Genomic DNA, 12,170 nt, shown 5'->3' with positions numbered 1-12,170 from the left:
AACGGAGCTCCCCATGCCCACCCTCGCGCAGCAGGACGACGTCTTCGTGCTGGACCTCGGTGACACCGAGAACCGCTTCCATCCGGACTGGATCGCCGCCGTCAACGGCGCGCTGGACGAGGTGGAGAAGGCCGGCTCCGGCGCCCTGGTGACCACCGCGACCGGCAAGTTCTACTCCAACGGCCTGGACCTGGAGTGGCTGCTCGCGCACGGCGACCAGTACCAGGCCTACGTCGTGAGCGTCCACGAACTCCTGGCCCGGATGCTGGCGCTGCCGGTGATCACCGTGGCCGCCCTGCAGGGGCACACCTTCGCCGCCGGGGCGATGTTCTCCCTGGCACACGACTTCCGGGTGATGCGCGCCGACCGCGGCTACTGGTGCCTGCCCGAGGCCGCCATCGACATCCCGTTCACCGCGGGCATGTCCGCGCTGATCCAGGCCCGGCTGACCCCGCAGGCGGCGCACGAGGCGATGACCACCGCGCGCCGCTACCCCGGCGCCGATGCCCTCGCCGCCGCCATCGTCGACCGGGCGGTCGGCGAGGACGCGGTGCGGGCGACCGCGATGGAGATCGCCCAGTCGCAGGTGAGCACGGCCGGCACCACGCTCGGCACCATCAAGGCCCGGATGTACGCCTCCGTCCTGGACACTCTGCGCAGCGACAAGGGCCCGGTCGGCTGACGAGCCACCCGCCTGGCCGGACCGACAGATGCTCACCAAGGAGCGGTAGTGACAGGCGCATATCTGCGTTACGTAGCACTCGGGGACAGCCAGACCGAGGGAATGAACGACGGCGACGAGGTACGCGGCTACCGCGGCTGGGCGGACCGCCTCGCCGTACAGCTGGCGGCCGCGGACCCGCGCGTGCACTACGCCAACCTCGCGGTCCGGGGCCGGCTCACCCAGGAGGTGCACGCGGAGCAGCTCCCCGTGGCGCTCAGCCTGCGCCCCGACCTGGTCACCGTGCTGGCCGGGATGAACGACCTGCTCCGGCCCCGGTTCGACGCCGCCGAGGTGGCCGGCCACCAGGAGCGCATGGTCGCGGCGCTGACCGGTCTCGGCGCGCACGTCGTCACCTTCGCCCTGCCCGACCCCTCGGTGCTGGTGCCGGCCGCACGCGGGCTCGCGAAACGCGCACAGGACCTCAACGCGCACGTCCGGGAGGCCGCCGGCCGGCACGGGGCCACCGTGGTGGATCTGTCCGCGCACCCGGTCTGCACGGATGCGCGGTTGTGGAGCCCGGACCGGTTGCACCTGAACACGCTCGGCCACACCCGGCTCGCCGCCGCCGTCGGTCACGCGCTGGACCTGCCGGGCAACGACCCCCAGTGGATGAGTCCACTCGCGCCACAGCGGAGACCCGCGGCATGGCGGCGCGCGGTTGGCGAGGCGCACTGGGTCGCGAGCTTCGTCGGGCCGTGGCTCCTCCGGCGCCTGCGCGGTCGTTCCTCGGGAGACGGCCGTACCGCGAAGCGCCCCGCCCTGGCGCCCGTCGAGGAAAATCTCTGACCTAGGTCAGAGATCTCGCGGTAGCATCGGCCGATGGACCCCGCCATCGAGCAGGTCGAGACGGTTCGCGACTTCAACCGGTACTACACGCGCCGCCTGGGCGTGCTGACCGATCGGTATCTCGGCCAGGACCGCCCGCTGAGCGAGGCCCGGCTGCTCTTCGAGATCGGCGACCGGGCCGACGTCCGCGACCTGCGCGCCCGCCTCGGCCTGGACTCCGGCTATCTGAGCCGGCTGCTGCGCTCGCTGCAGGAGCAGGATCTCGTCCGCACCCGCGCCCACCCGGCCGACGGGCGGGTCCGGATCGCCGAGCTGACCGACGCCGGCCAACGCGAGCGCGCCGACCTCGACGCCCGCTCGCGGGCCGGGATCAGCGAGCTGCTGGGGCGGCTCTCGGCCGGCCAGCGCCGGCAGCTGATCGACGCCCAGGACCGGATCCGGCGGCTGCTCCGGCTGGCCGCCGTGACGGTGCGCGGTGCCGCCGCCGGCTCCGCCGACGCCCGGCGATGCCTGCGGGCGTACGCCGCGGAGCTCGCCGTCCGCTTCCCGGAGGGGTACGACGACGCGGCCCTGGTGGACCCCGGCGAGCTGACCGGGGACGCCGGAGGCTTGCTGGTCGCGTACGAGGAGGACCAGCCCGTCGGCTGCGGCGCCTGGCGGCGGCTCGGCGACCGGACCGCCGAGATCCGCCACCTGTGGGTGGCCGGGCCGGCGCGCGGGCTGGGGCTCGGCCGCCGGCTGCTGGACAGCCTGGAGGCGGAGGCGGCCGCCCACGCCGTCACGACCCTGTGCCTGGGCACTCACCGTGCCCTGACCGAGGCGATCGCGCTGTACCGCGCGAGCGGCTACGAGGAGATCGAGCCCTACGACCGGTCGCCCTACAACCAGCTCGCCTTCGCCAAGCGCCTGACTCAGTAGCTGCTTTCGAGGCGGGGCCGGCCCAGGACGAAGCCGTGTTTCTCCGCGACCGCGGAGATCGTCTCCACCTGATCCGCGGAGATCTGGCCGTAGCTGTAGTGGGTGCGGATGCCTTCCAGGCCCAGCAGCACCGTCTCGGCCATGCAGGCGAAGGAGAGCCCGGGCTCCAGCGGGATCCCGCCGATGACGAAGTCGGGGTTGGCGGGCAGGCGCACCACGCCGCCCTGGATGACCGTGACGTCGGGGCGCCGCGCCCGCACCGAGGCGTCGGTGTCCATCGGGACCGAGATATCGCAGATGACCACCGGCTGCGGGCCCAGCATCCCGGCGAAGATGAGCGGATCGGGCGAGTTGCTGGCGGCCAGCACCAGGTTCGCCCGCGCCAGGCCACCGAGATCGGTCGCGATGCTCAGCGGGGCTTCCCCGGGACCGGCGGTCAGGGCGTCGTGCAGCCGCCGGATGTCGTCCTCGGTGCCGGGCCACGTCCGGTCCGCCAGGGCCTGGAAGGACGGATGGCGGAAGATGCTGCCGGCCAGGCCCCGCAGGCCGGCGGTGCGATCCGCCGCACGGGCGGCGTCGATGCGCTTCAGGGCGCGGGCGTAGACCCGCCGGGCCGCCTTGAAGATCGCCTCTTCCCGGCCGGGCCGCCCGATCAGCAGCAGGCTCGGCACCCGGTCGGACATCAGCTCGCTGTAGATGCTGGCGATGTTGCCGTTGGCACCGACCGCGGCGAACCGGGCGCTCTCCAGCGGGATCCCCCGCTCGGCCGCCGCCCGCTCGACGGCGCGCAGGCCCATGCCGACGGTCAACGCGTTGCCGGTGGTCAGCGCCAGGTGGTCGGGCGGCAGGGACTGGGCGTTCGCCGTCACGATGGAGTTGTAGCCGCCCAGGCCCAGGGCGACGCAGCCGGCGGCGGCAGACTCCTGGACGGCTTCGGAGATCATCGCCCGGGTCCGGGTGCCGTCGCCGAAGATGCTCCGGCTCATCTGGCGCGACGAGGCCAGCACGCCCAGGAAGTTCAGCTGGACCTTGGCGCCGGTGCCGGAGACGACGGTGCGGCGATCGGTGAGCTCCGCCTTCAGGTAGGGGCCCACCCGCTCGAGGTAGTCGACGAGTTCCGCGCTCGTGAACAGCTCGAAGCTCGGGTCCCAGAGCGCCATGTCCGAGGTGGTGATGAAGTGACCGACGAAGGCCACCTGCGGCAACGACGGGTCGTGGGCGTCCCAGCCGAGGTCCCGCCGGTAGTCCGCGACGCGCGACCCGCCGGTGGCGCCCACGATGAACCGCGTCAGCCGGTAGGCGTTGGCCTTGTGGATCACCTCGCACGCCGATTCCAGCGCCCGCAGCAGCAGCGCGCCCTCCTCCAGGGACAGCGTCGCGGCGGGTTCGAGGCGCAGGGTGTTGGGGTTCGAGAGGGTGGGTGCGACCCGCACCCCGTGCTCGTGCAGCAGATAGCCGGTCAGCGCGTAGCCCAGCAGCCGCTGCGCGTCGAGCAGCCGGATCGCCCGCGACGGGCTCGCGGACTGGCCGGCGAACTCGACGCCGATCATCAGGCCCGCCCCGCGGATCTCCGCGAGCACCCCGGGATAGCGACGGCGCAGCTGTTCCAGCTGCTCGCGCAGCCACCTGCCGGTCGCCGCGGCCCGGGTCATCAGTCCCTCGCTGTCGAGCACCCGCAGGGCCTCCAGGGCGACGCCCGCGCTCAGATCGTCCTCGGCGAACGTGGAACTGTGGATCTCACCGAACCGGTGCCGGTACCGCTCCCGCCGGACGAGCAGGGCGCCGATCTTCACCAGGCCGCCGCCGAGGCTCTTGGCGAGCAGGACGTAGTCGCCGCGGACCCCGGACTGCTCGCTGAAGCAGAAGCTGCCGGTGCGGCCCATGCCGGACTGGATCTCGTCCAGCACCAGCGGGACGCCCTCGGCGCGAGCGGCCGCCGCGAGCTCCCGCAGGCGCCGCGGGGTGAGGACCCGGATGCCGCCCTCACCCTGGATCGGCTCGACGAAGAACGCGGCTGCGGCCGAGAAGGACCGGCTCGTGATCACCAGCGCGGATCCCGACACCGTGACCTCGTACCGCGTGCGCCGGCAGGCCCGCAGCTGCTCGGCCAGCGCCGCCGGGCCGCTGACGAACCTGGTCGAGCCCTGGTCGAAGGGTCCCCGGTAGGTGTCGTGATGGGTCAGCTGGACCGCGCCCATGGTCTTGCCGTGGAACGCGCCCTCCAGGGCCAGGAACTGGGGGCTGCCGGCGGCCGCCCGGTCGTTGAGGGCGATCAGGTGGTCGAGCGCGGCCCGGGTCCGCCGGTCGCCGGTGTAGCCGAGCTGCCGCAGCACCCTCAGCGCGGCGTCGTCCAGCTCGGGCAGCTGGCGGACCAGCTGCGCCGACTTCTTGACCAGCCGCTGCCGGTGCTCCGCGACGCCTTCCCGCCAGGCCAGCTCCGCGTGTTTGACCGCCGCCTCGACCGCCTCCGCGCCGGTGCTGGCGAACGTGACGACGTACTCGTCCACCCCGCCGCCGACGCGCCGCGACAGCTCCCTGGCCAGGTCCGCCGTGACGGACCGGATCGAACCCTGCGCCTGGACCGGGACGCGGCCGGCGACGAGCCGCACCAGCCGGTCGGTCAGTGCCGGGTGGTAGTGGCCGAAGAAGTTCGCCCCGTACCCGCCCACCGCGTCGAGCACCCGGGCCGGGCCCGAGCCGTCCCCGCAGGAAAGCCAGTTGCCCTCGGCACGCGTGTAGGAGACGTCGAGCCGCAACGAGCGCAGCAGCCCGCCGAGCCAGGGCCGGACATAGGTCTCGTACGTTTCAGCCTGCTGACTCACATGCGATCCCTTACCACCGGACATGCCCGTTACGCCGCCCACAAATGTCGCAGAATGCACCTTTTTGCGGCACCGGACGTTCGGCCCGAAGACGCTGACCTCCGGGAGGGCGCAAGGCCCCGTTCCGCCGGTTCGGCCTACTCTCGACGGTGTGACCATCGCGCCGCCGGCCCTCAGCCTGGACAACCGCTTCGCGCGGGAGCTACCGGAGCTCGCCCTCGCCTGGCGGGCCGAGGAGGCTCCCGACCCGCGGCTGCTCGTGCTCAACGAGCCGCTCGCCGCCGAGCTGGGCCTCGACCCGGCGCGGCTGCGCGGCCCCGACGGTGTGCGCCTGCTGCTCGGCACCGCCGTCCCCGACGGCGCCACCCCGGTCGCGCAGGCGTACGCCGGGCACCAGTTCGGCGGCTACTCCCCCCGGCTCGGCGACGGCCGCGCGCTGCTGCTCGGTGAGCTCACCGGCCCCGACGGCCGGTCCCGCGATCTGCATCTCAAGGGCTCCGGGCGTACGCCGTTCGCGCGTGGCGGTGACGGTCTGGCCGCGGTCGGCCCGATGCTGCGCGAGTACGTCGTCAGCCAGGCCATGCACGCCCTCGGCATCCCCACCACCCGCGCCCTCGCCGTGGTGGCGACCGGGCGCACGGTGCACCGGGAGACCCCGTTGCCGGGCGCCGTGCTCGCCCGGGTGGCCGCCAGCCACCTGCGCGTCGGGAGCTTCCAGTACGCCCGGGCCACCGGCGACACCGACGTGCTGCGCCGCCTCGCCGACCACGCGATCGCCCGGCACCACCCCGCCGCCGCCGGGGCCGAACGGCCGTACCTCGCCCTGTTCGAGGCGGTCGTCGCCGCCCAGGCGGCGCTGGTGGCCCGGTGGATGCTCGTCGGCTTCGTGCACGGGGTCATGAACACCGACAACATGACCATCTCCGGCGAGACCATCGACTACGGCCCGTGCGCGTTCATGGAGGCCTACGACCCGGCCACGGTCTACAGCTCGATCGACCACGGCGGGCGATACGCGTACGGCAACCAGCCGGCCATCGCCGAGTGGAACCTGGCCCGGCTCGCCGAGGCCCTGCTGCCGCTGCTGGACGACGACCAGGAACGGGCCGTCGCCCTCGCGGTGGAGTCGCTCGGCGGGTTCCGCCCCCGGTACGACACCGCGTGGTCGGACGGCATGCGAGCCAAGCTGGGCCTGCCCGGCGCCGTCGACGCCACCGTGGTCGCCACACTGGCCGGCGACCTGCTCACCCTGCTGCGGGCCGACCACGTCGAGCACACGTCGTTCTTCCGTACCCTCGCCACCGCGGCCCGCGGCGCCGCCGAGCCCGTCCGCCGCCTGTTCGTCGACCTGGCCGCGATCGACGGCTGGGTGGCCCGCTGGCGGGCCCTGGGCCCGGACGCCGACGCGATGGACCGGGTCAACCCCGTCTACATCCCCCGCAACCACCTCGTCGAGCAGGCCCTCGCCGCCGCGACGGACGGCGACCTGGACCCGTTCGAACGGCTGCTGGAGGCGGTCACCGCCCCCTACGACGAGCGCCCGGGTCTCGAGCGCTACGCCGCCGCCGCGCCGGAGGACTTCGGCGCCTACCGGACCTTCTGCGGCACCTGAGGCTCGCCTCGGCCGGTCTCAGCCGAGGTGGAAGCGGGCGTCGGTGGCCAGCGCCGCTAGCTGCGGCACGGTCAGGGGCAGGTTCGTGAGCGAACCCGGGTTAGCCTCGCCGTTCGAGGCCGTGCGGCTCTGCGCCATGTAGACCACGACACCGTCCGAGTGGCGGAAGGCCGCCCACTGGTCGATCCCGCTGTCACTGCCGCCGGACTTCACGACGCCGACCCTCGCCGTGCCGACCGTGACGATCTCGCAATCGCCACCCATGGTCCAGAAGCTCCGGGCCAGCTCGCACGGCTCCTGCGGCAGTCCGTTGTCCTTGGTGTGCACCTCCGCCAGCAGCCGTCCGGTCCCGCCGTCCTTGGCGACCGCCGCGCTGGCCAGATATCCCCAGGTCTTCCCGGAGTTGTCGCCCTCGACCGCGGCCTGGTGGCTCCGCAGCGGAATCTTGTCGGCGGTCTCGCCGGTCGGCTTGCTCCAGCCGGCGGGCACCACGGCCAGGATCTCGTCGAGCAGCTTCTTGCCCTGCTCGTAGCGCTCGCCGGAGCGGGCGGTGGCATCCTCCTGGGGCTGACCGTCGCCGTCGAGCGGCCAGGCCGGCTTGGTGTGGTCGCCGGCGTCGGCCGGGGTCGGGTGTGCCGACGGGACTCCGGGGCCGGCCCAGGGCGCGTTGCCGCCGTCGCCGCCCGCGACCAGCCGCAGGCCCGGGTTCACGGCCAGGGCCGTCGCCGTGACCAGCACCGCGGCCACCCCGGCGCCGGCCAGCGTCGTGCGCCGGCGTACCGCCCGGCGCCCGGCCGTCACGGCCGCCGCCGACTCCATCGGCGGTGGCGGGGTGATGGTCAGGCTGGCCCGCATCGCCTCGCGCAGATCGTTCTCGTTCACGGTGCTCTCCTCATCCGGCGCATTCGTCATTCGGCGGTGACGGGGTGGGACATCAGCGTTCGCAGGGTGTCCAGGCCACGCGCGGCCTGGCTCTTGACCGTGCCGGGCGAGCAACTCAGGACCGCCGCGGTCTCCTCGATCGACATGTCCTCCCAGTAGCGCAGCACCAGCACCGCCCGCTGCCGGGGCGGCACCTCGGCCAGGGCCCGCATCAACACCAGCCGGTCGTCGGCCGACACCGGCATGCCCGCCCGGTCGATCGGCGTCTCCTGCGGCCGCTCACGCCGCCACCAGCCCCGGCGGCCGTCGTCGATGTAGGTGCGGATCAGCGCCTGCCTGACGTACGGGTCCAGCGCCTCGTGCCGCGCCACCCGGTTCCAGCGCGTGTACAGCTTGGTGAACGCGGTCTGGACCAGGTCCTCCGCCCGGTGCCAGTCCCCGCAGAGCAGAAACGCCGTCCCTCGCATCGGCCCCCGACCGGGCCGCGAAGTACTCGGCGAACGCCGCGTCGCGATCGCTCATCCCCACCCCTATCCGTGCAGTCCCGGTAAGCACGAGTCCGGACCGCCGAAGGGTTGCACCGGGGCGCCACTAATTGTCAGGACCCGACCGGGCGGCGGGGAGTCAGCACAGATCGAACGCGCCCGGCGTCACCGTGGGACCGTAGGGAGGCCGGCCCGCGGCGGGCCGGCATACTCGGTCATCGCGTCGAGCAGCCAGCGGGCCAGGTAGTCGGCGAACGACGACCGCGGCAGCAGCCGGTAGCCGGCCGCCCCGGTCTGCCAGAGGACCACCGGCACCGGGCCCACGGTCGTCGTGACCGCCCGGCCCGGGAAGAACGCCCGGGGGTGCAGGTCGACCGGGCAACCCTTCTCCAGGACCGCGCGGGCCCGGCCGCCGCTGAGCTCGAGGACGGTCCGGTTGGCCGACACGTCGACGACCGACCCGTGTTCCCCCGCCAGCGCCTGGTGGAGCAGGGCCGCGAGGGTCGACGGCTCGTCCCGGCGCGAGACCACCAGCCACTCGTCGGGGCCGAGCCAGAGCACGTCGTGCTCGCCGGCGGCGGAGGTCTGGCCGCAGGCCGCGGGCAGCGGGCAGCCGATCGCGTCGCCGAGCCGCGCCGCGGCCGCGCTGCCGGGCTCGACGCGAACGCTGATCATGCTCAGCAGCCCGATCTCGCGCAGGGCGACCGCCCCGCCGTGGGTGGCACGCATCGTGCCCTCGAGGTGGGCCAGTGGGCTCTCGCGCAGCATCGTCGGCTCAGCCATCACGCTTGCTCCCTTCGGGGTCGTACAGGACCGGACCGGCCACGAGGACCGGTATCCGGGCGGCGCCCACGGCGGCGACGACGGTCTGGCCGATCCGGGCCCGGCCGCCGGCGACCAGGCCGAGGGCGAACGGCCGGCCGAGAGCCTCGCTGTGGTAGCTGGAGGTGACGTGGCCGAGCATCGGGACGGGGCCGTCCGCCGGGGTGATCGGCACCCCTTCGGCGACGAGCTGGGTGCCCTCGGGGAGCCGGGTCGTGCCGTCGACCGGCAGCAACCCGACCAGGTGCTTGCGGTCGGGGCGGGCGGTGTCGAGCCGGTCGAACGAGCGCTTGCCGATGAAGTCCTTGACCTTCGAGACCACCCACCCCATCCCGGCGTCCTGCGGGGTGACCGTGCCGTCGGTGTCCTGCCCGACGATCGGATAGCCCTTCTCGGCCCGCAGCACGTGCATCGTCTCGGTGCCGTACGGCGTGATGCCGAGCTCGGCGCCCGCGGCGTACACCTGCTCCCAGACCGCCCGGCCGTACCAGCCGGCCACGTTGATCTCGTAGGCGAGCTCGCCGGAGAAGGAGATGCGGCAGATCCGCGCGGGCACGCCCGAGGCGAGGCCGGTCTCCCGGAAGGTCATGAACGGGAAGGCGTCGTTGGCCAGGTCGACGTCGGGCGCGACCCGGGCGACGACCTCCCGCGACCGCGGGCCGACGACGGCGATCGTGGTCCACTGCTCGGTCACGGACGTGCAGTGCACGTCGAGGTCGGGCCACTCGGTCTGGAGCCACTCCTCGAGCCAGTCGAGCACCTTGGCGGCGCCACCGGTCGTGGTGGTCAGGAAGTAGCGGTCCTCGGCCAGCCGCAGCGCGACCCCGTCGTCGAGGATCATCCCGTCGGCGCCGCACATGACCCCGTACCTCGCCGAGCCGACGGCGAGCTTCTTGAAGCCGTTGGTGTAGACCCGGTTGAGGAACTCCCCGGCGTCGGCACCGACGACCTCGATCTTGCCCAGGGTGGTCGCGTCCATCATCGCCACGCCGGTCCGGGCCGCGCGGCACTCGCGGGCGACGGCTTCGTCCATCGTCTCGCCCGGTCGCGGGAAGTATCGCGGGCGCAGCCACTGCCCGACGATCTCGAACTCCGCGCCGTGCGCGACGTGCCAGGCGTGCGGCGACGTGGTGCGCGCGGGATCGAACAGGTCGCCCCGCTCCCGGCCGGCGAGGGCGGCGAACGCCACCGGCGTGTACGGCGCGCGGAACGTCGTGACGCCCACAGCCTCGGGCGTGGTCTCCCCGCCCAGGGCGGCGGCGATCACGCCGATCGCGTTGACGGCGGAGGTCTTACCCTGGTCGTTGGCGGTGCTGATCGAGGTGTAGCGCTTGATGTGCTCGACGCTGCGCATGCCGGTGCCGGTCGCGCGCCACACGTCGGCGACCGTCTGATCCCGCTGCAGGTCGACGAAGTGCCCGGTCCACTGCCCCGGCTCGCCCGCGGCGCCCGGCACCAGCCAGACCGGCCGGATGCCGCCCAGCCCACCGCCTTCGCCCCGCGGCGCCTCGGCGTCGGTGGGGAAGCCGGCCCGGGAGGCGGCGGTCGCGCCGGCCGTGCTCCCGCCGGCCAGCGCCCCGTCGAGCGTGAAGTCGCCGGCCGCCGCGCCGGCGACGAACTGGTCGGCCACCGCGCCGAGCGGCACGAACGCCGCGATCTCGTCGCTCCACGTCAGCCGGCCCTGCCGCTGGCTGTGCAGGTGGACGACCGGACTCCAGCCGCCGGAGACGGCGAGGGTGTCGCACGCGATGGTCTCCCGGTCGCCGGCCAGCAGCCCGTCGTCGCCGAGGCGGGCCACCTCGACGCCGGTGAGCCGGCCGTCGCCGTCGGTGTCGCAGACGACGCTGCCGGTCAGCACCGGAACCGGGGCGGCGAGCGCCCGGGCCGACGCCCCGGGGCGCGCGTCGACGACGGCCGCCACCTCGACGCCCGCGCCCACCAGATCGGTGACCAGGTCGTAGGCGCTGTCGTTCGTGGTCGCGACGACGACGCGGCCGGCGGGGCGCACGGCGTACCGGTTGAGGTAGGTGCGCACGGCGCCGGCCAGCATCACGCCCGGCCGGTCGTTGCCCGCGAAGACCAGGGGCCGCTCGTGGGCACCGGTCGCGAGCACGACCTGGCGGGCGCGGATGTGCCAGCACCGCTGCCGGGAAACACCCTCCGGCGCGGCGTCGAGGTGGTCGGTCCGGTGCTCGACGGCGAGGACGTAGTTGTCGTCGTACGAACCGAACGCCGTCGTCCTCGGCAGCATCGTGACCTCGGCGGCGGCCGCGAGCTCCGCCCGCACGCCGGCCACCCACTCCCCGGCCGGGCGGCCGTCGATCCGCTCGGTGCCCGCCGACAGCAGCGAGCCGCCGCACTCCGGCTGGTCGTCGACGATCACGACCCGGGCCCCACCGCGGGCGGCGGCGGAGGCCGCCGCCAGTCCGGCCGGGCCGGCGCCGACCACGAGGACGTCGGTGTGCACGAACTTCTTGTCGTAGATCGCGGGGTCCGGCGTGGGATCCAGGCGGCCGGGCCCGGAGAGCGTCTCGACCGAGAGACCCTCGCGAACCGCCACCGTCGTGGCCGGCAACATCGACTCCGAACAGCGGCCGAGCACCCGCAGCAGCGCGTTCGGCTCCTCCACGCCGGCCGCGACGATCCCGCGCGGACGGTCCCGGTAGATGGAGCGGCCGACCTCGACCAGCCCGTGGGCGAGCATCGCGGAGGCGACGGTGTCGCCGGGGTGGGCGAGCAGCTCACGGCCGTCGACCGTGATCCGGACCTCGCGGTCACGGTCGATGCGGCCACCGGCCGGCAACCGGTGGGACTGTGCGGTCATCGCGGGTCTCCCGAGGCGATGCTGGGACGGGGATCCCGCGGCCCGTAGACCGCCAGGACCGCGTACGTCACGGTGTCGCGCACGACGTTGAACCAGCGTCGGCAGCCGATGCTGTGCACCCACCGCTCGGCGGACAGACCCTTGGGGTTGTCCCGGACGAAGAGGTATTCACCCCACTCGGCGTCGGTCAGGTCGGCGGGATTCCCGGGGTAGGCGACGTGGCTCTGTCCCCCGTAGTGATACTCGGTCTCGTCCCGGGGCCCGCACCACGGGCAGGTCAGCAGCAGCATCGGTG

The 12,170-nt window shown here is 73.8% G+C and carries 10 protein-coding genes; 4 read left to right on the top strand and 6 right to left on the bottom strand.

The annotated features are described in order from the left end of the window. Positions 1–13: 13 nt before the first annotated feature. The 3 genes from DMB66_RS43375 to DMB66_RS43365 are packed head-to-tail and all read left to right on the top strand — an operon-like array spanning position 14 to position 2,428. A complete protein-coding gene (locus tag DMB66_RS43375; protein ID WP_125809949.1) occupies positions 14–682 on the top strand; it encodes an enoyl-CoA hydratase-related protein in 669 nt (222 codons plus the stop codon). A gap of 48 nt (positions 683–730) precedes the next feature. Then, a complete protein-coding gene (locus DMB66_RS43370; protein WP_233625259.1) occupies positions 731–1,510 on the top strand; it encodes an SGNH/GDSL hydrolase family protein in 780 nt (259 codons plus the stop codon). A 33-nt stretch (positions 1,511–1,543) separates the two neighbouring features. Then, complete coding sequence (locus tag DMB66_RS43365; RefSeq protein ID WP_125809948.1) at positions 1,544–2,428, top strand: MarR family winged helix-turn-helix transcriptional regulator; 885 nt, start codon at positions 1,544–1,546, stop codon at positions 2,426–2,428. On the opposite strand, the gene DMB66_RS43360 is transcribed toward DMB66_RS43365, so the two are convergent. Further along, positions 2,422–5,250, bottom strand: coding sequence for an aminotransferase class III-fold pyridoxal phosphate-dependent enzyme (locus DMB66_RS43360; protein WP_158647559.1), 2,829 nt, complete (start codon positions 5,248–5,250; stop codon positions 2,422–2,424). The two genes, DMB66_RS43365 and DMB66_RS43360, sit on opposite strands and share 7 nt — an antisense overlap. A 151-nt stretch (positions 5,251–5,401) precedes the next feature. Between DMB66_RS43360 and DMB66_RS43355 the strand changes: the two genes are divergently transcribed. Beyond that, positions 5,402–6,862, top strand: a complete 1,461-nt coding sequence (locus tag DMB66_RS43355) for a YdiU family protein (protein WP_125809946.1) — start codon at positions 5,402–5,404, stop codon at positions 6,860–6,862. An 18-nt stretch (positions 6,863–6,880) separates the two neighbouring features. Here DMB66_RS43355 and DMB66_RS43350 read toward each other — a convergent pair whose 3' ends face one another. From DMB66_RS43350 to DMB66_RS43330, 5 genes are all read right to left on the bottom strand, one after another. Continuing rightward, the gene (locus DMB66_RS43350; RefSeq protein ID WP_125809945.1) at positions 6,881–7,744 is read right to left on the bottom strand and encodes a hypothetical protein; all 864 of its coding nucleotides are present in this window, start codon (positions 7,742–7,744) and stop codon (positions 6,881–6,883) included. 26 nt (positions 7,745–7,770) lie between these two features. After that, a complete protein-coding gene (locus DMB66_RS43345) occupies positions 7,771–8,211 on the bottom strand; it encodes a SigE family RNA polymerase sigma factor (protein ID WP_199752964.1) in 441 nt (146 codons plus the stop codon). 183 nt (positions 8,212–8,394) lie between these two features. Then, the gene (locus DMB66_RS43340) at positions 8,395–9,012 is read right to left on the bottom strand and encodes a sarcosine oxidase subunit gamma (RefSeq protein ID WP_125809944.1); all 618 of its coding nucleotides are present in this window, start codon (positions 9,010–9,012) and stop codon (positions 8,395–8,397) included. After that, on the bottom strand, positions 9,005–11,875 hold the full coding sequence (locus DMB66_RS43335; RefSeq protein WP_125809943.1) for a sarcosine oxidase subunit alpha family protein: 2,871 nt from the start codon (positions 11,873–11,875) through the stop codon (positions 9,005–9,007). The genes DMB66_RS43340 and DMB66_RS43335 overlap by 8 nt, the downstream gene beginning before the upstream one ends. Next, positions 11,872–12,165 carry a sarcosine oxidase subunit delta gene (locus DMB66_RS43330; protein ID WP_125809942.1) on the bottom strand — a complete coding sequence of 98 codons (294 nt, stop codon included), beginning with the start codon at positions 12,163–12,165 and terminating at the stop codon, positions 11,872–11,874. Before DMB66_RS43330 ends, DMB66_RS43335 begins: the two co-directional genes overlap by 4 nt. Between the last annotated feature and the right edge of the window lie 5 nt (positions 12,166–12,170).

This window comes from Actinoplanes sp. ATCC 53533, from assembly GCF_003947245.1.
Note: the sequence above shows the minus strand (reverse complement) of the source record. Positions and strands in the feature narration are given on the sequence as shown.

Coding starts and splice junctions, on each gene's coding strand:
- DMB66_RS43335 (WP_125809943.1), bottom strand. CDS start 11,875: ATGACCGCACAGTCCCACCGGTTGCCGGCCGGTGGCCGCATCGACCGT.
- DMB66_RS43330 (WP_125809942.1), bottom strand. CDS start 12,165: ATGCTGCTGCTGACCTGCCCGTGGTGCGGGCCCCGGGACGAGACCGAG.
- DMB66_RS43345 (WP_199752964.1), bottom strand. CDS start 8,211: ATGCGAGGGACGGCGTTTCTGCTCTGCGGGGACTGGCACCGGGCGGAG.
- DMB66_RS43365 (WP_125809948.1), top strand. CDS start 1,544: ATGGACCCCGCCATCGAGCAGGTCGAGACGGTTCGCGACTTCAACCGG.
- DMB66_RS43375 (WP_125809949.1), top strand. CDS start 14: ATGCCCACCCTCGCGCAGCAGGACGACGTCTTCGTGCTGGACCTCGGT.
- DMB66_RS43340 (WP_125809944.1), bottom strand. CDS start 9,012: ATGGCTGAGCCGACGATGCTGCGCGAGAGCCCACTGGCCCACCTCGAG.